Raw genomic sequence first — 24220 nt, 5'->3', positions numbered from 1 at the left:
CAACAGTGACAGACATATAATAATTTTTACTATTATTCAATAAATTACTATATTACATCATATTATAATACCTTTTTGTTGTAAAAACTATACTATGAATATCCGCTGAAAAGCCTGTTTTGTTAGTAGTGCCAACAGTTGGATTCCCTTTTTAAAACCTAATGAAAACCTATGAGTATGAAAAAAATTTACCCTTCTCTTGTAACATGAACCAGGCGTTGCATAACGCGTAAGCGTGCGGCAATAATTATTCCTTATGCCTGAAATGTAGACCTGGTGCGAAACAGCGAATAACTATTGTTAGCCAACAGATGATCATCCAAACAGGATGCAGATAAACTATGCCAATCATTGATCGTATATAACCGCTTTCAACACTATAAGTATTAATCTAAAAAAGAGTAAAATGAAAAGATCGCTCCTCTTTTGCGCGGTACTTTTCCTTTTGTGCACCAATATTGTTTTGGCACAGGAAAAGAAAACCATAGCTGGTATCGTGCAGGATGAAAAAGGAAGCCCGCTGGTGGGTGTGAGTGTACAGGAAAAAAATACTTCCAACGGTACGCTGACAGACCAGAATGGTGCTTTTAGACTGAGTGCCGACCCTGAGGGAGCACTCGTTTTCACGTATATAGGTTATTTAAAACAGGATGTGCCCTTAAATGGCCGTGTGTCATTGGCTATCCGTATGACCCAGGACAGCCGCGGCCTGAATGAAGTGGTGGTAACAGCTATGGGTATCAAAAGAGAACGCCGTAAGCTGGGGTATGCAGTTTCTAACGTATCTGGCGAGGATATTCAAAAAGCTAATCCTACGAACTTTGCCTCTGCATTATATGGTAAAGCTGCCGGTGTAAGCATTCAGACTGCACCTGGTGGTGGTACCAGTGCCGCTGTAATCAAGATCAGGGGCCTGAACTCGATCAATGGTGATAACCAGCCGCTGATCGTAGTGGACGGTGTACCTATTCGTACTGACCAGGTGAATATTGAAAGTTATGACGTAGATAGCCGTATTCGCGGTAATAGCTTGCTGGACATTAACCCTGACAACATCCAGAATGTGGATATACTGAAAGGTGCTGCCGCAACAGCATTGTATGGTTCCAGCGGAAGTAACGGCGTAATAATGATCACTACCAAAAACGGCTCAAGAAAAGCAGGTTTGGGTGTTGACTTCAACTATTCTTATGGTATAGAAAAGGCATCTGTGCTGCCTGATATTCAGACTGAATACGGTCCTGGCCGTCCCCGTCTGCAGAGCATGCTTGACTACGGCACAAATGCCGAAGGATGGTTGACTAATGATGTGACTGGTGATGGTATCGGCGATGTAAGGCCCAATTATCGTGCAGAAGGTCAGTTTGGTCCTAAATTCGATGGAAGAGAGGTTTTATACTGGGATGGCAGCATGGTTAAATATGTAGCACACGATGATGTATGGAAGAAGTTTTACCAGACGGGTTACAGCTCAATAGCTAACATAGCGTTAAGTAATTCAAACGAAAAGGTAAATTATCGTTTCTCGTATACACGTAACGATTATAAAGGTGTACAGATCGGTGGTAAACAGGAGAAGAACACCTTTAACTTCAACACTACCTATAAAGTTAATAATAGGCTGAGTACTGACGTGGTGGTTACCTATGTAAATGAGTTTGTCCATAACCGCCCCGAGCAGATCAACCGGATCACTGCTAACTATGGTGGTTTCTTCAGCGCAGCAGATGATATGGATGTTTATATGAAAAAATATCAGACTTCCAAAGGATATAAATGGGTAAGATTTGATGAAACCCAGAAAGACCCAGAAGAAGCACTGAAAGTAAATATCCGTGCCTATGACTTTATGGACTTCCTCTGGAAGCAGCTGAAGAATAGTTATGATGAAAGATCTAACCGTGTAATATCCAGCTTTACCCTGAACTATGATTTCGGAAAAGGACTGAAATTCCGCGGTCGTATGGGTAACGACTTTACCGGGTACACTTCAGAAACTAAAAACTATTCAGAGTATCCGCTCGCATTCGGTGAATCCGGCATGTACGGTACTGCTGGCAATCAGTATAGCATTGCTTATGGTGATCTGTTGTTATCTTATAACAAAGACCTTTCTTCCAAGTTCACCCTGAATGCCAGCTTAGGTTACCAGGCGCGTAAACAGGATAACCGCTACAGCCTGATGGAAACAAAAGATGGCCTGTTACAGGAAAACTGGTTTACTATGAACGCTTCGAAAAGTGCGGTTGAAGGAAAAGATCGGAACAGGCGAACTTCCTACCTTCAGGATGGTGTATTTGGCATCCTCGGCCTGAGTTACCGCAACTTCCTGTTCCTGGAAGGTACCGGCCGTTATGAAAGAGTTTCCACACTGGCCCCGGGCAACAACACTTATTTCTATCCAAGCGTAAGCCTTTCACTGGAACTGAGCCGTGCGTTACGCTTGCCCAATTTTATTGACTACAGCAAGATCAGGGCATCATACGGTGTGGCCGCAACACCTCCCGATCTGTACAGGGCAAATGTTGTGTATACTGGTACTTCTGTTAACTCTGTGGGCTATATGCATGCCAACTACGAATATGGTAATGATGGTTTAAAGCCGGAGTTTAAGCATGAGTTTGAAGTAGGTTGGGAAACCAAAATGTATGAGAACCGTCTGGGCTTTGACGTATCTTATTATAACAATACGATCAAAGGGCAGATCGCGAAGATGGACGTACCTACTTCTACCGGCGCCAGAAACATCTGGCAGAATGTCGGGGATCTGAACAACTACGGTATAGAAGCGGCTATTTATGCTACTCCGATCGCTCAAAGGGATTTTGAATGGAACATCCGTGGTACTATCGCACATAACAGGAACAAGCTTAAAAGTTTGACAAGCGGACTAGACCAGCTGATGCTGTTAGACCTGGATGGTGGATCTGCACAGATAGTAGCTAACATTGGCCAGGCAGCGGGTGATATCATCGTTTGGGATTATAAAAAAGACGCAGACGGTAACTATATAGTTAATGACAGAGGTTTATACGACAGTGATTTCGACACCCGCCTGAAAGTTGGTAACATCCAGGCCGACCTCGTAGGCGGCCTTGGCAACAATGTTCGTTATAAGAACTGGAACCTTAACTTTCTGATAGACTTCCGTTGGGGAGGCCAGATTCTTTCACCGACCAACTACTACGCTACCGGCGCCGGGATGTTTAAGAGCACATTACAGTATCGGGATGCTGCCCGTGGTGGTTTAACTTACTACGAGGATGCCACTGGGGCCGAAAGCAGGAGCCTTACTCCTATTCCGGGTGGAACGAAATACGATGACGGTATCATACTGGAAGGCGTTGATGCAACCGGTAAAAAGAATGAGAAAATCATCACCGCCGGAGAATATTACTTTAACACTTATACCTGGGGCAATTATGCAGGTGGGTCCAGCACTAACTCTTATAAAACTGCAGTGTATGACAACAATTTCATTAAGCTGCGTGAGGTGTCACTGAATTATACCCTACCAGTAAGGCTTGCCAACAAAGCAAAAGTACAGCACCTGACTGTAGGGCTTTTTGGACGTAACCTGTTTTACTTCTATAAAACCTTGCCTAACCTCGATCCTGAAGTGGGTATAGGTACCAGCTTTGTAAGCCAGGGTATTGATCGCGGTACAAGTGCTGCGTCTCGAACAATCGGCGCAAATGTGAAATTGAGCTTTTAATTGACAAGCCAAAAAACTGAAAAACATGAAGAAAAATATTCTGATAATATTAATGCTGGCCCCGGTGCTTGGTTTTATTTCAGCGTGTAAAAAGTCGTCTTTCGACAGTAAATATTACAACCCTGAAAAGTCTACAAGAGCTACCATAGACGGTTTGTATACCGGTGTCTTCAAAAATAGGAGGGTGTTTCCTGATTACTGGAATCTGTGGACATTTGTTTCTTCCACCCTTGGCGCATATACTCAAACAACTGGTACTTTCAGTGATGGCCGCAGGTATGAACAACCTGGAGGCTATCTGCAGGACCGTTGGGATGATTTTTATACAGCAAATCCCGGCGGAGGTAACTGGACATCTCCTTTGTCAAACTATCGTGAAATGGAAAAGCTTTATAATGCGCTTGAATCAGATGCAGAAAGACAAGGTTACCAGCTGTTCATGCAGACCGCCCGCATATTCCTTTATGACCAGGCCATACAAATGGTGGACATGTGGGGTGATATTCCCTTTTCTAAAGCAGGTGCTCTAAACGCTACCGGTGAGTTGGTACTGCCTTCCTATGATAATGCTAAAGATGTATATGACTCAGCGCTCACTAACCTCAAAGCCATCAGTGAATGGTTGGCTAACGTTCAGCCGTCTTCATTTTATCTGAGCAAATTGACCAAACAGGACATTCTGCTGAAAGGTGACCTGCTGAAGTGGCGCCGTTATGCCAATTCTCTCTTACTGCGTTTGGCAATGCGTATATCCTATGTGGATGAAACCAGGGCAAGAATACTAGTACAGGAAATATTGGGTAATCCCACTTTATACCCGGTACTCAGCGACAATAATACTGATAATGTGCAACTGACCGCCGGCAAGCCGGATCTGGTTAGCGATCTCCGTAATGCGTTCAATGAAAATCGCAACTATGCACCTGATTACATGGTAGATTCTCTATTGGAGCCGTCAGGCGACCCTCGGTTAAGGATCTTCTATACAAAGAACAAGAATGGAATATATCAGGGTCTGCCTAAGACAATGAACAGGGCTCAACAGGATAGTATGATCAGCAACAGGCTTGTTTCTGTAATGGACAGTACTACATTTGTCCAGAATCAGTTCTTCCCCGGCATCGTTTTTACGGTTGCGGAAGTGAATTTTCTGAAGGCTGAAGCTTATGAAAGATGGGGTGGTGGATCTGCTAAGACATATTATGATCTGGGCATCCGCCAGTCCATTGTTTACTATTACCGAATCCATGAACTAAGCGAGTATGGTACGCACCAGACTCCGTACACAGAAAGTGAGATTACTTTACTGCTGGCTCATCCGCTGGTGGCGTATGGTACAGTAAGAGAAACTAACCTGAATAAGATTGGTCTGCAGAAATGGGTGAATTTCCATGTAATGCAGAATAACCAGGCCTGGGCTGAAATGAGAAGAAGCGGTTATCCCAAACTTTGGTTCCCAACCGATCCCAGTTCTGCTATTGTGCCTACACCCGCATACCGTATACAGTATCCTGCAAATGAACGTAGTAGGAACGCTGAAAATTATGCGAAAGTGGCTGATAAAGATAAAGCGTACACTAAGATATTCTGGATGCCATAAACTGCTTTATTCCTATACCTATAATACAGCTATGACAGGTCCCGGGCTTATGCCCGGGACTTTTTTTTACATCCGGATGATGTATTTTGTGCATTTAACGCTATGAAGCTTCGCCTTACCATATTATTTTCCATCCTGAGCGCCGGTATACTACAGGCGCAATCCAAGCTGCTGCTGCACTATGTGCAACCGCTGACCGGCACTGCCAACAGTACCACTGCTGCCGCCCTGAAGCACGGTGAGGGCACCGAACGCCTTGCCAATACCATACCGGCTGTAGGCACCCCCTTCGCCATGACGCAGTGGACACCGCAAACCCGCACCAGTGAGCAAAAATGCCTGGCTCCCTACTACTACAAAGATGAAAAGCTGAGCGGTTTCCGGGGTACCCACTGGCTCAGCGGCTCCTGCACACAGGACTATGGCAGTGTTACCATTATGCCCATCACCGGCCCCCTGCGCACGCAGCCGGCTGATTTTGCTGCGCCTTTCTCCCATGAGGAAGAAACAGCTGCACCAGCCTACTACCAGGTAAAGCTGAACCGCTACGGCATCAATGCGGAGATGACCGCCCTTACCCGCAGCAGCCTGCTGCAGTTCACCGTGCAAAAGGCAGACAGCTTCTACCTGCTGGTAATGCCCAACAGCGATCAGCAGGAAGGGTATGTAACAATAGATACCGCCTTGCGGGAGATCAGCGGTTATAACCCTGTTCACCGCATTTACCAGGGCTGGGGACAAGCCGCTGGTTTCAGCGGCTATTTTGTAATACAGGTAGAGCGGCCGTTCAATGTAAAAGGTACATTCAACAACGGCGCTTATATCGGCTTTAAGGCCAGGGCAGGAGAGCGGGTGCGTGTCCGCGTGGGCACTTCCTTTACCAGCATTGCTGCCGCCCGCAGGAACCTGCAGGCAGAGATCCGCAGCTGGGACCTGGCAGCCGTCAGGATGCAATGCGCCTTCATCTGGGAAAAGTCATTGCGGCAGATCCAGGTACGCGGCGGGGATGAAAGACAAAAGCGTATTTTTTATACCGCTCTTTACCATAGCCTGCAACATCCCCGTTTGTTCAATGATGTGGATGGAACATATCCCCTGTTTGCACACCAGTACGAACAGGGACAACTGAAGGAAGCAGACTATTATGATGATTTTTCCATGTGGGACATCTACCGCGCGCAGCTGCCACTGCTGGAAATACTTTTCCCGGATAAAGTGAATGACATGGCGGCTTCTCTTGTCCGCAAAGGACAACAGGGCGGCTGGCTGCCGATCTTTCCCTGCTGGAATAGCTACACTGGTGCCATGGTTGGCGATCATTCCATCGCTTTTATCGCCTCTGCCTGGCTGAAGGGGATTAACAGTTTCGATGTACTTAGCGCTTACGCACTGATGCGCCGCAATGCATTTGAAACGCCGCCCAGTGCCGAATACCGGGATGGTAAAGGCCGCCGTGCACTGGCATCTTACCTGCAATATGGCTATGTTCCCCTGGAAGACAGTGTGCCAGACGCTTTTCATAAAAAAGAACAGGTGTCCCGCACGCTTGAATACGCCTATGATGACTATGCCCTTGCCATGATGGCCAAAGCGCTTGGCAAGGAAGAAGACTATGCTTTGCTGATGCAGCGGGCCAAAAATTACCGCCATGTTTTTGATACTACTACCGGTTTTACGAGAGGACGCTATGCCAACGGGAACTGGTATACGCCCTTTGATCCCGACCGGAAAATGTCTTTCATCACAGAAGGCACACCCCGCCAGTATACTTTTTACGTCCCGCATGATATAACCGGCCTCGCAGCTTTGATGGGTGGAATGCCGCAGCTGGAAGCAGCGCTGGACAGCCTTTTTGAAAAAGGAGAATACTGGCACGGTAACGAACCGGGCCACCAGATACCTTTCCTCTACAACTATACGGCCTCGCCCTGGAAAACGCAGCGCGAGGTAAGCCGTATCCTGGAAACAGAGTATGCAGATGGTCCCGGTGGATTGAGCGGTAACGATGATGCAGGCCAGATGTCTGCCTGGTACGTATTTGCTGCCATGGGCCTTTATCCGGTAGATCCCGTATCCGGTAACTACGCGCTTTGCGCGCCATTGTTTGACAGCATCAGTGTGCAATTGCCCGGTAACAGAACCACCCTGATCGCCGTACATAAACCAAACGCACAGGCCGCCTATATAGACCGTGTGATATGGAACGGCGTGCAGCTTAAGAGTCCATTTATTACGCATCGCCAACTGACTAGCGGCGGCCGTTTTGATATCTGGCTGAAATAGGCTTGCATAGCGCCGGTTTTATTACTAATTTTTGAAGCTAATTGTTAATCATTCAATTCCACTAATGAAAAAGTTCATCATTTTCCTGTTTCTTGTACTGTCACTGAATGCATCCGCCAGCGTTACCCTTCCATCAGTGATCGGCAGCAACATGGTGCTGCAAAGACAATCTGAAGCGGCCCTCTGGGGAACCGCCACCGCGAACGCTAAAGTAACGGTTACCACCTCCTGGAACAAACGGACCTATGCTGTAAAGGCAGGACCAGATGGCGCCTGGAAAGTAAAAGTGCAGACACCCGGAGCGGGTGGTCCTTATGAGATCAGTATTTCAGACGGACAGCCGCTAAAGCTGGAGAACATCCTCATTGGCGAAGTATGGTTATGCTCCGGCCAGTCGAATATGGAAATGCCGGTCAAAGGTTTCCGGAACCAGCCGGTGCTTCATACCGCTGATCTGCTGATGGAAGCGGAAAATCCCCAGATACGCTTGTTCAATGTGCCCCGCATGGCGTCCAGGAAGCCGCTGAGCACCTGTAATGCATCCTGGCAAGCGGCAACTGCCGAAAGTGTTGCGGGATTCAGTGCTGTAGGTTACCAGTTTGCGAAGATGCTGCATGAAAAACTGAAAGTGCCCGTAGGTATTATAGAAACTACCTGGGGCGGTACTGTGATCGAAGCATGGATGGATGAGCAGAGTTTACAGCCCTTTGCCGGCGAAATAAAGATACCTTCCCCCGAAACGCAGCAACCGGACAGAAATGATGCCACCGCTTTATATAATGGAATGGTAACACCCCTGGTGGGTTATACAATAAAAGGAATGCTCTGGTACCAGGGAGAATCTAATCGCGACCGTGCTGCGCAATACCGCCGCCTGTTGCCTGCCATGGTGAAGGCGTGGAGAGCAGCCTGGGACTGCGGCGAGTGGCCTTTCTATTACGTACAGATCGCACCCTATACCTATAAGGGTGATAAAGGACAAACCTGCCTGCTGAGAGAAGCGCAGCTCAAAGCGCTGCCTGAAATACCCAATGCTGGCATGGCGGTAAGTATGGACGTTGGTATGGAAAGCAATATCCACCCGCCGGATAAGACCATCATCGCTAAACGCCTCTTATACTGGGCACTGGCCAAAACATACGGCTATAAAGGTATTCCTTATTCAGGGCCCGTCTATAAGGCTATGGAAGTAGCGGCGGATACCGTGAAACTTTCATTTGACTATGCCGCCAACGGCCTTAGTACTTTTGGCAAGCCTTTGTCACAATTTGAAGTAGCGGGCGCTGATAAGGTGTTTCATCCTGCTGATGCATGGATCACTAATAGCGGTGTTTTTGTTAAAAGTAATGAAGTGCAGCACCCGGTAGCTGTTCGTTATGCGTTTCATTCCTGGGTAGTGGGTACGCTGTTCAACACAGAAGGCCTGCCTGCTTCATCTTTCAGAACCGATGATTGGAATGACTAGCATAGTGGTATAAACGATAATTACCGTCTTATGCATAAGCATACACAGGAAACAATGCTTATGTAAAATAAAAACCTTCCCATTTCCGGGAAGGTTTTTTGATGCGGGCGGGCATCGCAAATGCTGCCGCCATCATTACACAAAGCTATTTAGAACGGGCTGATGATCTCGATCGCGTAATTGGGCCACCAGGACGTAGCATGATAGATCACAGCAGTGATGCCGGTGGTAGACCTCAGATCAGTAGCGATCCATGAATTAGGACTGCTGGGATAGACAGTAAACGGCTTGGATACAACTACCGTTGAAGTACCGGCAAGGTAAAACGTAATGTTGGAAGGTACACCGCTACTTCCGCTGATCTCATAATCTAAAAGACCCACCGTGCTGCCGGTTTGGCCGGTTATAGGGAATGTTACAAAGACATTCTTTTTAGCCGGGATACCTGTTGGCTGTACCGGCGCAAAACTGGTTAGTGAAACAAACAGGCATAACATCAATGCAATAGGGAATAATCTTTTCATAGATAATGGTTATTAGATTACAAATAAAAGGGTTAAATATCCTGACGAATATAAGTGTTTTTTCGTATTGGCGTGACTGCTAATCTTTGCTAATTTTCAAATAAAATTGTCTTCATAACACTTGCAAGTGCAAACGCTATGAAGACAATCACTTAACAATAATTATTTCAGCAACTCCTTGATCTCGCTGAGTTTCAACAAAGCCTCCACCGGTGTAAGACGGTTAATGTCTACATGATCCAGCTTTTCGCGGATCTGTTTAAAGGTATCGCTGTGCGCATCAAAAATACTGAGCTGTACTTTGGTGGCTGGTGCGGCAATGTTCTTTACCTGCTGCTGCAAAGGTGCATCAATATGTTTTTCTTCCAGCTGTGTCAGTACCTCGTTGGCGCGTGATACCAGCGCTGCAGGCATGCCGGCCATTTTAGCCACGTGAATACCAAAGCTATGACGGCTGCCGCCGGGCGCCAGCTTGCGCAGGAAGATCACCTTATTGCCGGATTCCATATTGGTGATATGGAAGTTTTTCACACGGCTGAGTTTATTCTCCAGTTCATTCAGTTCATGATAGTGCGTGGCGAATAATGTTTTAGGCTTGTGCGGCGTCATATCATGCAGGTACTCCACAATGCTCCAGGCAATGGAGATGCCGTCGTAGGTGCTGGTGCCCCGGCCTATTTCATCCAGTATCACCAGGCTGCGGGGCGTGATGTTGTTGATGATGCTGGCCGTTTCATTCATCTCTACCATGAAGGTGGACTCTCCTCCGCTCAGGTTATCGGATGCGCCTACACGCGTAAATATTTTATCTGTTAAACCGATGGTGGCAGCAGATGCAGGTACAAAGCTACCCATATGCGCCATGAGAGTGATCAAAGCAGTTTGCCGCAGCAGGGCAGACTTACCGCTCATGTTCGGACCGGTAAGGATGATGACCTGTTGTTGCTCCTGGTCCAGCAGCAGGTCGTTAGCCACGTAGGTTTCTCCCGCCGGCAGTCCGCGTTCAATTACAGGGTGACGGCCGTCTTTAATATCCAGGGTATATTCTTCCGTGAGCAGCGGACGGCGGTACTTGTACTGCAGTGCGTTGGAGGCAAAGCAAAGCAGGCAGTCTATTCTGGCCAGGGCCTGGGCGTTCTGCTGTATGGGTACAATATAATCCTGCAAGGCAGCCAGCAGTTCATCAAACAGCTGGATCTCCAGGGCCAGTATCTTTTCTTCCGCACCGGTGATCTTTTCTTCGTACTCTTTCAGTTCCGGCGTAATATATCTTTCGGCGTTAGCCAGTGTTTGTTTGCGTATCCAGGTATCGGGCACTTTGTTACGGTGGGCATTGGTCACTTCCAGGTAGTAGCCAAACACGTTATTGAATGCCACTTTCAGGGAAGGGATGCCGGTAGCTTCTGATTCTTTCTGCTGTATCTGCAGCAGGTATTCTTTACCGGAGGTAGCGATCTGCCGCAGCTTATCCAGCTCGGGGTGTATGCCCTCGCGGATCACACCACCTTTGATGGCCAGTACCGGCGGCGTTTCTGTTACCTGTTGCAGTATGCGGTCTAATATAACGGGACAATGGTCCAGTAGTTTATGCAGCTTTTGCAGGTAGGCATTGTCTGTATTGCCCAGCAGTTCCTGTATGGCCTGTACCTGTTGCAGGGCTTTGGCCAGCTGCATCACTTCCCGCGGATTGATCTTTTTCAGCGGGATCTTGGACACCAGCCTTTCCAGGTCGCCTGCCTGTTTCAGGTGATGCTGCAGGCCTTTGGCCAGGTCTGTTTCGCGGATGAAAAATTCCACCACATCCAGTCTTTCGTTGATCTGCTGAATGTTGCGCAGGGGAAATACCAGCCAGCGTTTCAGCAGGCGGGCGCCCATTGGGCTGACGGTATTATCCAGTACATTGAGCAGGGTATGCCCGTTCTCCACACTGCTGCTCAGCAGTTCCAGGTTGCGTACGGTAAAGCGGTCCATCCACAAAAAATCATCCTGGTCTATCCGCTGCATACCGGTGATGTGCTGCAGGTGTGGATGTTCTGTATCTTTCAGGTAATGGAGGGTGGCGCCTGCGGCGATGTGGGCATCGTGCAGCTCGTCTACGCCAAATCCTTTCAGGGAATGTGTGCCGAATTGTTTCAGCAGTGTTTCCTCTGCATACTGGGTGGTAAAGATCCATTCGTCCAGCGTGTAGGTATAAAAGCGGGTGCCGAAAGTCTGGCGGAAATGTTTCTGCTGGGGTTTGGCAAAGATCACTTCAGCAGGCTTGAAGCTTTGCAGCAGCTTATCTATATACTCGGTATTGCCCTGCGCCACAAAGAACTCCCCGGTAGATATATCAAGAAATGCCACACCGGTGTTGCTGGTTCCAAAGTGCACAGCCGCCAGAAAGTTATTGCTGGCATTCTCCAGCAGTTTATCATTAATGGCCACTCCGGGCGTCACCATTTCAGTTACCCCGCGTTTTACAATGCCTTTAACGGTTTTAGGATCTTCCAGCTGGTCGCATACGGCCACGCGATGCCCTGCCTTTACCAGCTTATGCAGGTAAGTGTCCAGCGCATGGTGCGGAAAACCAGCCAGGTCTACATAGGAAGCAGCGCCGTTGGCCCTTTTGGTTAACACAATACCCAATACTTTGGCGGCGATCACTGCGTCCTCGTTGAAGGTCTCGTAAAAGTCGCCTACCCGGAAAAGCAGCACGGCATCAGGATACTTTGCCTTGATGGCATTGTGCTGTTGCATGAGCGGGGTTTCTTCCGATTTGCTTTTAGCCATAGGGTGCAAATCTATGGTCGAAATTCCAAACTCCAAATTCCAAATGCTAAATTCCAAATTCCAAATACCAAATCCCAGATTCTCCTAATACGATAAGCTGTTGGTACATTATTAGGGGCCTGGCCACCAATCACGTTTGGAATTTGGTATTTGGAATTTGGTCTTTAGTCTTCCGGATTTGGAATTTGCCCCCCGGCTGTCCTACTTTTGCATGTATGCGCAAACTAACCATGGACGAATTGGGCCGTAAAACCATTCACCAGTTCAAAGAAGCCGATAAAACACCGCTGGTGCTGGTGCTGGATAATGTGAGGAGCATGCATAACGTAGGTTCAGTATTCCGTACTGCAGACGCTTTTCTACTGCAGGGCATCATCCTCTGCGGATATACGCCGGTGCCACCCCACCGGGATATTCACAAAACGGCGCTGGGCGCCACCGAAACAGTTGCCTGGGAGTATAGTGCCACCACACTGGAGGCCGTACAGCGCCTGCAGGCAGACGGATTTACCGTAATGGCCATTGAGCAGGCAGAGAAGAGCATTATGCTGAACGACTATACACCGGCTGCAGATAAGCCCCTGGCGCTGGTATTCGGCAATGAGGTGTCTGGTGTGGACGCCGCCGTAATGCAACAGGTAGATGGCTGTATTGAGATCCCGCAGAGCGGCATGAAACACTCCCTCAACATTTCCGTGAGTGCCGGTATCGTTGTTTGGGATATATTTGCAAAACTAAAGAAAGCCTGATGTTCGGGTTTGAGGTTTGAAGTTTGTTACAGGTTCCCGGTTCAGAACAGGAAACCTGCCTATGGGCGAACTGCTTTCATGCAGGAGGATATGCCCTGAACCAACGACTTCCAACGAACTTCAAACCTCAAACTTCAAACCTCAAACCCGAACAAGGTTGCAAACCGTGAAATATGCTTACTACCGTTAATAAGTATCTCTCGCTCGTAAAGTTCAGTCACACCATATTTGCCATGCCATTTGCCATGACAGGGTTCTTTATGGCCACTGTAAAAGAGGCGCACCCCTTTCAATGGCAAACTTTTTTGCTGGTAGTGCTGTGCATGGTATTTGCCCGCAGTGCCGCTATGGCCTTTAACCGCTGGCTGGATGCCGATATTGACAAGCGGAATCCCCGTACCGCCAGAAGGGAAATACCTGCCGGGGTGATTTCCGCCAATAAGGCCCTTTATTTTGTGATAGGCAACGCCGTGCTGTTCATGCTTTGTGCCTGGTTCATCAACCGGCTCTGTTTCTTCTTATCGCCGGTGGCCCTGCTGGTAGTGCTGGGCTACAGCTATACCAAACGTTTTACCGCCCTTTGCCACCTGGTGCTGGGCCTGGGACTTTCCCTCGCGCCCATCGGCGCTTTTCTTTCCGTAACCGGCTATTTTGCCATTTTACCCGTAATGGTATCCGTATTGGTGCTGTGCTGGGTATCTGGTTTTGATATTATTTATGCGCTGCAGGATGAGGAATTTGACCGCTCCCAGTCCCTGAACTCTATCCCTGCCTGGCTGGGAAAGCCGGGCGCCCTGCGCTTTTCAGAAGTACTGCACGTGATAGCGGCCGCCCTGGTGATCACCATCGGCATCACCGGTCATTTCAGCTGGCTCTACTGGATAGGCGCCGCCGTGTTCATTGTCATGCTGGTATCCCAGCACCTGCTGGTAAAACCGCACGACCTGAGCCGGGTAAACCTGGCCTTTATGACCACCAACGGCATCGCCAGCGTGGTGTATGGCGTATTTGTGATATCAGACATGTTTTTAACTGTTTGAGGTCCTCAAACTTCAAACCCTCAAACCTCAAACTTTCCAATGGGACGTATACTTTCAATTGATTATGGTAAAAAACGCACCGGCCTGGCGGTAACAGACCCCCTGCAGCTCATCGCCAGCGGACTTACCACCGTACCTACCCACGAGCTCATCCCTTTCCTGAAGAAGTACATGGCCGCAGAAACCGTTTCAGAGATCATCATCGGCGAGCCCAAAAACCTGGATGGCAGCGCCACAGACGCTACCGCCCTGGTAACGGAATGTATCCGCATCCTGAAAAAGCATTTCCCGGAGATGCCCGTGAAGAAAATTGACGAACGCTTTACCTCAAAGCTGGCCACCCGCTCCATGCTGGACAGCGGCCTTAAGAAGAAAGACCGCCAGAACAAAGCCCTGGTAGACGAAATAAGCGCCACCATCCTGCTGCAGGAGTATCTGCAGTATAAATAAGCTTTTAGCTCCCCCTTGTTAGCTATTAGCTAATGCTAACTGCCAGAAGCTAACAGCTATTTCGTACCTTTGCCTTTTTTAAAACACGCTATACATGATTTTACCGATCGTAGCATACGGACATCCGGTGCTCAGAAAAGTATGTGAAGACATTACCCCCGACTATCCTCATCTGCAGCAGCTGATTACCAACATGTGGGAAACCATGTACGCTTCCAGCGGTGTAGGACTGGCAGCGCCGCAGGTCAATAAACCTATCCGTTTATTTGTAATTGACAGTGAACAGATCATCAATAACCTGGATGAAGACGAAAAAGCCGAATATCCCGGCGACCACGGCGTAAAACAGGTGTTCATCAACGCCCACCAGGTAGCAGCAGAAGGTGACGAATGGCCTTATAATGAAGGCTGCCTCAGCATACCCAGGATCCGGGAAGACGTATACCGCCCCGAGAAGATCCGCCTCCGCTATCTCGATGAAAATTTCCACCCCCACGAAAAGACCTTCCATGGCATTACCGCCAGGGTGATCTTTCATGAATATGACCACATCGATGGCAAATTATTCATTGACTACCTGAAACCGCTTAAGCGCAGAATGTTAAAAGGTAAGCTGGAAGATATCTCTAAAGGGAAAATAGGCACTGATTACAAAATGATTTTCCATAAATAAAATAGAAGGAAATTTTGTAATGTAAAAAAAAGCCACTATTTTGGCGCCAGCTATTACTTAACTATCCTAGTGTCTGACTTGCGACCCTCTTTAACATATACCGAGGCTGAATTGGTTCAGGGCCTGAAGGCCCGTGATGAAAAAGTGTTCAGTTACGTATATGATCACTATTCACCTGCATTATATGGCGTAGCGCTCAAGGTATTGAACGACGAAAACACGGCTGTAGACGTGTTACAGGAGATCTTTTTAAAGATCTGGCGCGGTATTGAACGCTATGACGTTGATAAAGGCCGTTTGTTTACATGGATGCTGAATATTGCCCGCAATACCGCCATCGATACCCTGCGCTCCCGTGCCCACAAGCTGGGACAGAAAATGCAGGAGATCGGTAACGGCCACCAGCAGGATCAGCTCATTGTACAGCAATCTGTAGACCACCTGGGCCTGTCTAAAGTGCTGGACCAGCTGAACAAGGAGCAACGCACTATTATCGATCTGGCCTACTACCGTGGCTGTACACAGGAAGAGATCGCGAAAATGCTCGACATGCCACTGGGAACGGTTAAGACAAGAATGCGCAATGCCATTATTCAATTAAGAAATATCTTAAAACAGGTATAGTCAAGGTGGATGTTCAACGCTACATATCGTCCGGGATCATTGAAAGTTATGTCGTAGGTCTCGTTTCAGAACGGGAAGCCAAAGAAGTAGAAAACGCCATTGCCGAATTTCCTGAGGTCAGGGCAGCCGTGGAGGCCTGCCGTCAGGATATGGAGTTATATGTAGAACTGAGCGCCGTAAAACCTCCCAAAGCTATCCGCACCCGCATTCTTGATGCGATAGAGAATGAAAGCCTGCCGGAAGGAGAGGAGCTCCTGCCCGAAGAACTGCGCGAACCGGATACCACAGGAGAAGGTGAGAAAGCGTTTAAGATGCCGGCATTGAAGATCAGCGCCGCACAAACGTGGTTGTTCATTGCCATAGCCGTCTTCCTGCTGCTGATCGTCAGCGTGGGATTTAATTTTTATTACGCAGACCAGTATAAAACGTACCTGCAGCAAACTACCGAACTGACCGCCAGCCAGGAAAACCTGGTTCAGCAAACTAAAATATACCAGGCCAGGCAGCAGGAACTCGAAAAGGAACTGAACATCCTGAAAGACCCGGCCCTGAAATGGACCCGCCTCTCAGGTAACAACAAACATACCGGCCAGCTTGCCACCATCGGCTGGAATACCGAATCCAAAGAAGTATACCTTCTGACCCTTTCCCTGCCAGCACCAGGCCCGGACCAGCAATACCAGCTATGGGCCGTTATGTACGGCAAACCCACCGATGCAGGCGTTTTTGATGTAGGCCAGCAGCCCATCCTGCAGAAAATGAAAGAGATAGCCGCCGCCCAGGCATTCATTATCACCCTTGAGAAGAAAGGAGGCAGCACCACTCCAACGCTCACACAGCTTTGCCTGCAAGGCAGGATAACTAATAATTAGTCGGGATCTCGTCTTAGTCATGCAGTTGCTGCTATTTGCGCAGCTGGTTATCCCCGTTACCTTAACATGCTGACATTAGTAATTATTAATTGTTAATTAGTAATTTTTATTATTTATTATTAAATCTTCATTTATTAATTAAATTCGCAATCATAACCCTGCCAGCCTTAGACATTATTCACCATTAACATTGATGTGGCATCCGGATTTACATATACGGAACAGGAGTTGGTGCATGGGTTAAAAGCCCGCAACCAGCGGGTATTCAGCTATTTATATGATCATTATTCCCCTGCCCTTTATGGCGTTGTCCTGAAAATACTGAACGATGAGAATGCAGCAGGAGATACCCTGCAGGAAGTTTTCCTGAAGATATGGCGCAATATTGACCGCTATAATGAGGAAAAAGGCCGGCTGTTCACCTGGATGCTCAATATAGCCCGCAACACGGCTATTGATACGCTACGGTCTAAATCACACAGATTTGAGCAAAAAATCCAAGATGTCGGCGATGACGTACATTTATATACAGGTCATCTAACCGTTTACCAGTCTACTGATCATTTAGGGCTCTCACGGGTCCTGGAAAAACTGAATAAGGAGCAACGCGTCATAATTGACTTGTCGTATTATAAAGGGTGTACCCAGGAGGAAATCGCTGCTATGTTAAACATCCCTTTAGGTACTGTGAAAACGAGGACGCGCCTTGCTATGAACCGATTAAGAAGTTTATTAAAATCTTTATAATCAGTGAACGTACAACGTTTCATATCGTCCGGCATTATCGAGTTATACGTAGCCGGTATGGCAACAGCAGCAGAAGCCCGGGAGCTGGAAGCCGCCATGGCCCTGTTCCCCGACCTGGCTGCAGAAGTAGAGGCCTGCCGGCGGGATATGGAACAGTTTATCCGCCTCCAGGCCGTTGCACCGCCCCCCGCTATCAAAGATCACCTCCTCCGCATAGTAGCCGATGAAGCCACTGAGTGCAACAACGATTAAAATTCCAAAGTCCAAAATCCAAATCCCAAATCCCAAAGTGCTGCCGGTTTGAACGCCGGCTGGTTACTTGTTCTTTGCATCAGTAAAGGTCATTAACTTTTATTTAGATGATGACTCATTTTGGAATTTGGAATTTGGATTCTGGATTTTGGAATTTGGTCTTTGGAATTTCCCTAATTTGCGGAAATGCGAATATTCAGAATGGCCTTAGCCGCTACGCTCGTAGCGGGACTACTGCACTTTTCAGCAACCTATGCCCAGGATACTGCCCGATATAAAGGAATGACTGTGAACCTGGATGAAGTGGTCGTAAATGCCAAACGTATAGGCTTTGACGTAAACAGCTTCATCAAAAGGGTAGAAGAAGATACTACCTTCTACCGCGCCTTTAAGAACCTTCGCCTGCTGGGATTTACCGCCGATAATGATATTCGCCTTTATGATAAGAAAGGAGAAATTAAAGCCTCCCTCAAAAGCGAAACCCGCCAGACCATGAACGGGCGCTGCCGCTCCATGGAAGTGCTGCAGGAGAAAACCACCGGCGATTTTTACAATGCCAAAGGCACCTACAACTACTATACTGCCGAACTGTATGGTAATCTCTTCTTTACAAAAGGCACCGTTTGCGCAGATGCCAACGGCGAATCTGCTGACACCGATAAAGGCAGCATGGCCAAGCACAAGGCACAGCTGAAGCAACTCATCTTCAATCCCGGCAAACCGGTAAAGGGGGTGCCTATCGTTGGCCCCAAAGTAGCCATCTTTGACCGCGATGTGATGCGCTTTTACGATTTCGCTATCACCGCTACAGACTACCTGGGCGTTCCATGTTATGTATTTGCCGCCACGGCAAAGAAAGACCTGAGCCGGATTAACCGGGCAGACGTGGTGGTCAATGAGCTGATCACCTATTTCAATAAGGATAATTTTGAGATAGTAGGACGCAAGTATTCACTTTCCTACAAAACCTGGGTATTTGATTTTAATGTGCAGATGGATGTACAAATGACCAAAAAGAACGATCTCCTCATTCCCGCACTGGTAACTTATGACGGTACCTGGGATGTGCCCTTCAAAAAACGGGAGACCGCCTCTTTTATAGCTAAGTTCAAACTGGATTAATACACCACCGTTACCGTTCCGTTCTTCTTGAACAGCTCTTTTGTATTGGCGTTGCGGTATTCCATCACCCATACGTAAGTGCCCATATTCAATGCGGTGCCGTTCTGGCGGCCTGTCCAGGCTACGCCCGGATCTGTAGTGTAAAACACCCTCGCCCCCCAGCGGTCATATACACTGAGCTTGAAGTCTGCCAGCTCGCACCGGTATATAGGCCGGAAAAGATCGTTGCGGCCATCGTTATTCGGACTGAAAGCCGTGGGCAGGTATACCTGGCATTCACAATCTTTCACCTGTACACGTACAGAATCTGTAGCGCGTCCGCAGGAGTTGTTGGCTACCACGGCATAATAGCCCTCCGTGGTGGCAATATAGATAGGCACCGAAGTGCTGTCCTGCCATTTATAGTTGGCGCCGGCGCCCATGGGGCTCAAGCGGAGCCTTTCTCCGCGGCACAAGGTAGTATCAGGCCCCAGGTTAATGCGCAGGGTATCTTCATAGGTTACATGGATGGTATCCATAGACACACAACGGCCAATCTGTGCACGAACATAATAGTAGCCGGTTTCCTGCACATAATAGGTGGCCTGGTCTGATCCGTCCTGCCAGAGGTAGGTACCGTTGCCGAAGTCGGCCGACAGTACCAGGCGCTCTCCTTTACACACTGCCGTATCATTGCCGAGGTTCACCCCGCGCAGGCGGTTGTAATCTACCCGGATGGTATCCAGTACTTCACATTCTCCGCCGTTCACGGTTACAAATACCCAGAGCGTATACGGACTTCTTACCGTTACGGAAGGGGTACGGTTGCCGGTGCTCCACTGGTAAGCGCTGGGTGTAGCGCCGGGTACAGTGGCGGTGATGGTAACAGATTCTCCGGGGCACAACAGGGTGTCTGGTCCAAGGGAGAAGGGATGCGGGTTGCCGCCAAAATTGAGCGTCACCGTATCCCTGAAAATGCCGCAGCCCTGGGCGTTTACCTCTACCATGTAGGTACCGCTGGTGGTTACCACGTAGGTCGAGCCGGTCTCGCCGGGAATAGGGGCAAAATCCTTATACCACTGGTACAGACCATTCTGCGAAGTGGCGTCCAGGCGCAAGGCCTCGTTCACGCACAGCAGGTGATCATCTCCCAGGTCAAAATCCGGCATGGTAATGAAGTATACATTTACAGAGTCCTGTACCTGGCAGCCGTTTATTTTCAAGCGGTAGGTAGCGGTGGTATCAGCTACAATGCTAACACCCACAGAATCCGGGCGGGACCATTCATAGGTAGCGCCCGCAACCACGGGTCCGTTCAGCACCAGGCGCTGTCCTTCACAAAGGGTAGTATCGGTAGGTTCCGGAAAATCGTAGGGGATAGGCGTTACAATCGTAATATCCTGGGTAGTAGTATCTGCCACACCTGCCCGGTAAGCAATCAGCGTAACGGTATAGGTACCCAGGTTGGCGAATACGTGTGTAGGAGACAGGTTGGTAGAGGTGTTCTGCGCACCGGATCCCGGATCGCCAAAATCCCAGCGCACAGAGTCGATCCCCATCTCATCGGTGATCGTGAATCTGCTGTCTGAATTTACACAGGTCGAAGAAACGGTAAATGGTGTAAGCCAGACCTTAGCGGCGGCAGCATAGGATAATTGAGGCAGCAGTTTACAGCTGATAGCAATAAGCGATACTAGCAGTACCACTGTTTTCGGTATACGGAAATGGCAGAGGCTTCTCATGGAGGACATGGGTGATCGGCGCTAAATTAATAGAATTTAAGATATATAGATTATTTTTTTCATAGAATATTGCAGGCTCATGCAGTAACTATCTCATAACCATTAACATCTGATTAGCGAAAAAATTATATCAGCAACTTAACTTCGCGCCCAGAGAGAAAGTTTGCAACAATGCAGCTGGTAACAGCCGCACAAGGTGGCCTTCGGGCCGCCTTGCTTTTTTCAGGGATTTCCGGTTCATTAAGCTTCATAGACTATGGTTGATATTTCATTTCCTCTAACGCAGGAATGGAACTGCAAGTATATGGGACCTAAATTCCAAATCCCAAATTCCAGATACCAAATCCCCAAAGCCAACCCATAAGAGTCCCCAATGCTAATTAAGAGTCCCAATGCTGATTTCAGGCTTAAGTTCATACTCCAAATTCCAAACGTTAAATCCCAAACTTCAAAGCGCTACCTGTTGAGACCCACTTATCAGCAACTCCCGACACTTCTCTACAACACATTGTCTTTATATAACACTACCTTTTAATTCGCTGACCAAATCACTTTGGGATTTGGAATTTGGGATTTGGGATTTGGATTTTGGTATTTACTCCTCCAATGGCCTGGCGGTCACATATCTCCTCCATTTTTCCAGTACCTGCCTGAAATCATCTGGCAGGGGGCTTTCAAATTGTATATGCTGCCGTGTACGGGGATGGGTGAACCCGAGCGTTTGCGCATGCAAGGCATGCCGGGGAATAACCTCGAAACAGTTCTCAATGAATTGTTTGTATTTGGCAAATACGGTTCCTTTCACAATTCGGTCGCCGCCATAGGTGTCGTCATTGAAGAGGGGATGACCGGTATGCTGCATATGTACCCTGATCTGGTGGGTACGGCCGGTTTCCAGCCTGCAGGCGATCAGTGTTACGTAGTTAAAACGTTCCAGCACTTTGTAGTGCGTAATGGCTTCCTTGCCATATTCTCCGTCGGGATAGGCATCCATGATCTTGCGGAAGCGCTGGTGGCGGCCCACATGGGCTACAATGGTGCCTTCGTCTTCCTCAAAATCGCCCCATACCAGGGCCAGGTACTGTCTTTGCACGGTATGGTCAAAGAATTGTTTGGCCAGGTCGTTCATGGCCTTGTCTGATTTGGCCACCACCAGCAGGCCGCTGGTGTTCTTATCGATACGGTGCACCAGTCCAAACCGGGGGATCTCCGGTATGACGGCCGTACGGGTATTTTCATCGCCCAGGTACCAGGCCAGGCCATTCACCAGGGTACCGGTGTAGTTGCCACAGCCCGGGTGTACCACCATACCGGCGGGTTTATTGATGATCATGAGGTCATCATCCTCATATACAATATTCAGCGGCAGGTCTTCAGGCAGTATCTCTGTACTTTCAGGACTTTTGCTGGAATATACAACGATACGGTCTCCCGGCTTTACCTTGTAATTGGATTTGGCTGGCTTTTCATTCACCAGCACCATCGCGGCATCACAGGCCTGTTGTATTTTGTTGCGGGTAGCGCCTTCCACCCGGTTCATCAGGAATTTGTCTATCCGCAGCGGTTCCTGTCCCTTATCTACTACAATATTCACCCGCTCGTACAGTTCCTCACTGCCTTCTCCGTTTTCCAGCTCATCTTCCAGCTCCAGCAATTCTTCAGCCATATCGGTGTTAAGTTTTTGCAAAGATAGACTAATTAGCCAGCTATTGGGTGTTGGCTATTAGCTACCAGCTGCTAACTGCTAACTGGTAAAAGCTTAACTTTGTGCCCGGCATTTTAAGCGGCGCTTACTTTGCTGCTGTCAGCAGGCATTAACAGCTACCAGCAAACGGCAGGCACTAACAGCCAACTGTAACAGTAAAAGACAGGCGCGCTAACAGCTAATAGCCAGCAGCCAATAGCTAACCAATGAAACAACAGATAAATGTAAGTGACCTGGGATTGATTGATTATCAGCAGGCGTGGGACTACCAGGAGCAGCTTTTGAAGGAGAACGTTCGTATAAAACTGGATGCCGGCCGTGGGGCGGCGCACCTTTCACAGACAACCAATCACTATTTACTTTTCTGCGAACACCCGCCCGTATATACCCTCGGTAAAAGCGGTCATATGGAAAACCTGCTGATCAGCGAACAACAGCTGCAGGAAAAAGCCATTGCCTTTGTACCTACCAACCGGGGCGGCGATATCACTTTTCACGGGCCCGGCCAGGTAGTAGGCTACCCCATATTAGACCTGGAACACTTTTTTACGGACCTGGGCCGTTATCTGCGTTCCCTGGAAGAGACCGTTATACGTACCCTGGCAGATTTTGGCATCAGCGCCGGGCGCTCTGCCGGCGAAACAGGCGTATGGCTGGAGCCGGAGAACCCTGCCAAAGCCCGTAAGATATGCGCAATGGGCGTACGCTGCAGCCGCTGGGTCACCATGCACGGCTTTGCCCTGAACGTAAATACCAACCTGGATTATTTCAACAACATTATTCCTTGCGGGATAAGCGATAAAAAGGTGGCCTCTATGCACGTGGAACTGGGGAAAATGGTACCGCCCGAAGCGGTGAAGACGGCGCTCAAAAAGCATTTTGCGGAAGTGTTTGGCGCCGATCTGCTGGATGCCCGGTAGTATTTTGCCTGGTTTCTCCTTCGCTTCTCCTAGTCTTTTTTCTTTAAGGATCCTATAAGCAAAGCATTTGGTTAAAAAAGTATCAGTATCTGGCGCTGATAGCATTTTTAACCCTGTTAAAATAGGTCGGTACTCAGGAACGGTAGTTCAATGGAATGAAGAAACTCCATTTCTCCTTGAGTTTACCATCCTCATACAGCTCGAAATTGAACCAGCCGGAGTGCAGGAAAATGGCCTTTTCCAGGATCAGGAAGGGAGATTTTACCTGGTCTATCTCAAACAGGAACACCCCATTGGGCTCAAAGAATTTAACGGAATATTTTTTATTGGCGGCATCGGGCAGGTTGATGTTCACATTCCCGTCTGCCGTGGTATAGATGGTGTTAGAGGGATGCCATACTACCTTCTCGGGCGCTTTTTCTGATGCATTGGGCGGTCCTCCTTTCAGGTCCCTGATGTCGTCCACAGTCAGCTTCTGGTTGGCGCTGATGGTGCTATCCTGTACCGCCAGTACGGTATTACTGTACATGTACTTGCCATTGTTAAAGAGGATGAACAGGCGGTAGTAGTTGCTGCCCGGTAAGGGTTTATTGTCCAGGTACACGTTCCTGGTCTGGGTAGGGTAGGAGGCGTAAGCAATGGTGTAGAAATTCAGGACGCTGTCCAGCGAGCGCTGAATCCCGATCTGCTTTACATTGGTAAAACCGGACAGCCATTCCAGCTGTATCTTGCCGGTTTTGATCAATGCCATGAAATCAGGTAGAACGGGCGGAGTATACTGCTGTGACTGTGCCCTGACAGACAGCATTGAAAAAGAGAATAGCAATAGAACAACTAATAAACGCGCGATCTGCTTCATACAACTAACAAAATTTCAAATTCCGGTTCCAGATTCCAATTAACAAATATCAAATTCCAAATACCAGGTTCCAAACCCAATGCGGGTATTGGGATGCAAAATCAGGTGCCAAATTTAGAACTTAAAT

At 48.3% G+C, this 24220-nt stretch carries 19 protein-coding genes; 14 read left to right on the top strand and 5 right to left on the bottom strand.

The features are described from left to right. Positions 1-406: 406 nt before the first annotated feature. The 4 genes from Q0577_RS16685 (at position 407) to Q0577_RS16670 (ending at position 9063) form a co-directional block, all read left to right on the top strand. Positions 407-3715 carry a SusC/RagA family TonB-linked outer membrane protein gene (locus Q0577_RS16685; protein WP_298738189.1) on the top strand — a complete coding sequence of 1103 codons (3309 nt, stop codon included), beginning with the start codon at positions 407-409 and terminating at the stop codon, positions 3713-3715. Positions 3716-3740: 25 nt separating this feature from the next. Then, positions 3741-5315, top strand: coding sequence for a SusD/RagB family nutrient-binding outer membrane lipoprotein (locus tag Q0577_RS16680; RefSeq protein WP_298738187.1), 1575 nt, complete (start codon positions 3741-3743; stop codon positions 5313-5315). Between the two features lie 102 nt (positions 5316-5417). Continuing rightward, positions 5418-7598: a GH92 family glycosyl hydrolase gene (locus Q0577_RS16675; RefSeq protein ID WP_298738186.1), complete on the top strand. Its 2181-nt coding sequence runs from the start codon at positions 5418-5420 to the stop codon at positions 7596-7598. A 64-nt stretch (positions 7599-7662) separates the two neighbouring features. After that, positions 7663-9063 carry a sialate O-acetylesterase gene (locus tag Q0577_RS16670; protein WP_298738185.1) on the top strand — a complete coding sequence of 467 codons (1401 nt, stop codon included), beginning with the start codon at positions 7663-7665 and terminating at the stop codon, positions 9061-9063. 149 nt (positions 9064-9212) lie between these two features. Here Q0577_RS16670 and Q0577_RS16665 read toward each other — a convergent pair whose 3' ends face one another. Next, entirely contained in the window at positions 9213-9587 is a 375-nt protein-coding gene (locus Q0577_RS16665) for a hypothetical protein (protein ID WP_298738183.1), read from the bottom strand. Positions 9588-9749: 162 nt separating this feature from the next. Further along, positions 9750-12359, bottom strand: coding sequence for a DNA mismatch repair protein MutS (gene mutS / locus Q0577_RS16660; RefSeq protein ID WP_298738182.1), 2610 nt, complete (start codon positions 12357-12359; stop codon positions 9750-9752). Positions 12360-12574: 215 nt separating this feature from the next. Here mutS and Q0577_RS16655 point away from each other — a divergent pair, with 215 nt between their 5' ends. The 9 genes from Q0577_RS16655 to Q0577_RS16615 all read left to right on the top strand — a co-directional run bounded on the left by Q0577_RS16655 (position 12575) and on the right by Q0577_RS16615 (position 18888). Then, complete coding sequence (locus Q0577_RS16655; protein ID WP_298738181.1) at positions 12575-13108, top strand: RNA methyltransferase; 534 nt, start codon at positions 12575-12577, stop codon at positions 13106-13108. Between the two features lie 173 nt (positions 13109-13281). Continuing rightward, positions 13282-14148 carry a UbiA-like polyprenyltransferase gene (locus tag Q0577_RS16650; RefSeq protein ID WP_298738180.1) on the top strand — a complete coding sequence of 289 codons (867 nt, stop codon included), beginning with the start codon at positions 13282-13284 and terminating at the stop codon, positions 14146-14148. 39 nt (positions 14149-14187) lie between these two features. Further along, positions 14188-14598 (top strand): Holliday junction resolvase RuvX, encoded by a 411-nt coding sequence (gene ruvX / locus Q0577_RS16645; protein ID WP_298738179.1) that lies wholly within the window; start codon positions 14188-14190, stop codon positions 14596-14598. A gap of 94 nt (positions 14599-14692) precedes the next feature. Further along, positions 14693-15271, top strand: coding sequence for a peptide deformylase (gene def / locus Q0577_RS16640; RefSeq protein ID WP_298738178.1), 579 nt, complete (start codon positions 14693-14695; stop codon positions 15269-15271). A gap of 78 nt (positions 15272-15349) precedes the next feature. After that, on the top strand, positions 15350-15895 hold the full coding sequence (locus tag Q0577_RS16635) for a sigma-70 family RNA polymerase sigma factor (RefSeq protein WP_298738177.1): 546 nt from the start codon (positions 15350-15352) through the stop codon (positions 15893-15895). 5 nt (positions 15896-15900) lie between these two features. Beyond that, positions 15901-16767 (top strand): anti-sigma factor, encoded by an 867-nt coding sequence (locus Q0577_RS16630; protein ID WP_298738176.1) that lies wholly within the window; start codon positions 15901-15903, stop codon positions 16765-16767. A gap of 195 nt (positions 16768-16962) precedes the next feature. Further along, positions 16963-17514 carry a sigma-70 family RNA polymerase sigma factor gene (locus tag Q0577_RS16625; protein ID WP_298738175.1) on the top strand — a complete coding sequence of 184 codons (552 nt, stop codon included), beginning with the start codon at positions 16963-16965 and terminating at the stop codon, positions 17512-17514. Between the two features lie 3 nt (positions 17515-17517). Further along, positions 17518-17766 (top strand): hypothetical protein, encoded by a 249-nt coding sequence (locus tag Q0577_RS16620; protein ID WP_298738173.1) that lies wholly within the window; start codon positions 17518-17520, stop codon positions 17764-17766. 186 nt (positions 17767-17952) lie between these two features. Further along, entirely contained in the window at positions 17953-18888 is a 936-nt protein-coding gene (locus Q0577_RS16615) for a hypothetical protein (protein ID WP_298738171.1), read from the top strand. On the opposite strand, the gene Q0577_RS16610 is transcribed toward Q0577_RS16615, so the two are convergent. Continuing rightward, on the bottom strand, positions 18885-20618 hold the full coding sequence (locus Q0577_RS16610; protein ID WP_298738170.1) for a gliding motility-associated C-terminal domain-containing protein: 1734 nt from the start codon (positions 20616-20618) through the stop codon (positions 18885-18887). The two genes, Q0577_RS16615 and Q0577_RS16610, sit on opposite strands and share 4 nt — an antisense overlap. A gap of 586 nt (positions 20619-21204) precedes the next feature. Next, positions 21205-22275, bottom strand: coding sequence for an RluA family pseudouridine synthase (locus Q0577_RS16605; RefSeq protein ID WP_298738169.1), 1071 nt, complete (start codon positions 22273-22275; stop codon positions 21205-21207). A gap of 245 nt (positions 22276-22520) precedes the next feature. Here Q0577_RS16605 and lipB point away from each other — a divergent pair, with 245 nt between their 5' ends. After that, positions 22521-23234: a lipoyl(octanoyl) transferase LipB gene (gene lipB, locus Q0577_RS16600; RefSeq protein ID WP_298738168.1), complete on the top strand. Its 714-nt coding sequence runs from the start codon at positions 22521-22523 to the stop codon at positions 23232-23234. A 133-nt stretch (positions 23235-23367) separates the two neighbouring features. Here lipB and Q0577_RS16595 read toward each other — a convergent pair whose 3' ends face one another. Then, on the bottom strand, positions 23368-24093 hold the full coding sequence (locus Q0577_RS16595) for a hypothetical protein (protein WP_298738166.1): 726 nt from the start codon (positions 24091-24093) through the stop codon (positions 23368-23370). Positions 24094-24220 lie beyond the last annotated feature (127 nt).

Origin of the sequence: uncultured Chitinophaga sp. (assembly GCF_937898475.1) — a bacterium.
In the GTDB taxonomy this organism is placed as follows: domain Bacteria; phylum Bacteroidota; class Bacteroidia; order Chitinophagales; family Chitinophagaceae; genus Chitinophaga.
This window is presented reverse-complemented; position numbering and strand designations above follow the sequence as displayed.

Coding starts and splice junctions, on each gene's coding strand:
- Q0577_RS16685 (WP_298738189.1), top strand. CDS start 407: ATGAAAAGATCGCTCCTCTTTTGCGCGGTACTTTTCCTTTTGTGCACC.
- Q0577_RS16680 (WP_298738187.1), top strand. CDS start 3,741: ATGAAGAAAAATATTCTGATAATATTAATGCTGGCCCCGGTGCTTGGT.
- Q0577_RS16675 (WP_298738186.1), top strand. CDS start 5,418: ATGAAGCTTCGCCTTACCATATTATTTTCCATCCTGAGCGCCGGTATA.
- Q0577_RS16670 (WP_298738185.1), top strand. CDS start 7,663: ATGAAAAAGTTCATCATTTTCCTGTTTCTTGTACTGTCACTGAATGCA.
- Q0577_RS16665 (WP_298738183.1), bottom strand. CDS start 9,587: ATGAAAAGATTATTCCCTATTGCATTGATGTTATGCCTGTTTGTTTCA.
- mutS (WP_298738182.1), bottom strand. CDS start 12,359: ATGGCTAAAAGCAAATCGGAAGAAACCCCGCTCATGCAACAGCACAAT.
- Q0577_RS16655 (WP_298738181.1), top strand. CDS start 12,575: ATGCGCAAACTAACCATGGACGAATTGGGCCGTAAAACCATTCACCAG.
- Q0577_RS16650 (WP_298738180.1), top strand. CDS start 13,282: ATGCTTACTACCGTTAATAAGTATCTCTCGCTCGTAAAGTTCAGTCAC.
- ruvX (WP_298738179.1), top strand. CDS start 14,188: ATGGGACGTATACTTTCAATTGATTATGGTAAAAAACGCACCGGCCTG.
- def (WP_298738178.1), top strand. CDS start 14,693: ATGATTTTACCGATCGTAGCATACGGACATCCGGTGCTCAGAAAAGTA.
- Q0577_RS16615 (WP_298738171.1), top strand. CDS start 17,953: ATGCGAATATTCAGAATGGCCTTAGCCGCTACGCTCGTAGCGGGACTA.
- Q0577_RS16610 (WP_298738170.1), bottom strand. CDS start 20,618: ATGTCCTCCATGAGAAGCCTCTGCCATTTCCGTATACCGAAAACAGTG.
- Q0577_RS16605 (WP_298738169.1), bottom strand. CDS start 22,275: ATGGCTGAAGAATTGCTGGAGCTGGAAGATGAGCTGGAAAACGGAGAA.
- lipB (WP_298738168.1), top strand. CDS start 22,521: ATGAAACAACAGATAAATGTAAGTGACCTGGGATTGATTGATTATCAG.
- Q0577_RS16595 (WP_298738166.1), bottom strand. CDS start 24,093: ATGAAGCAGATCGCGCGTTTATTAGTTGTTCTATTGCTATTCTCTTTT.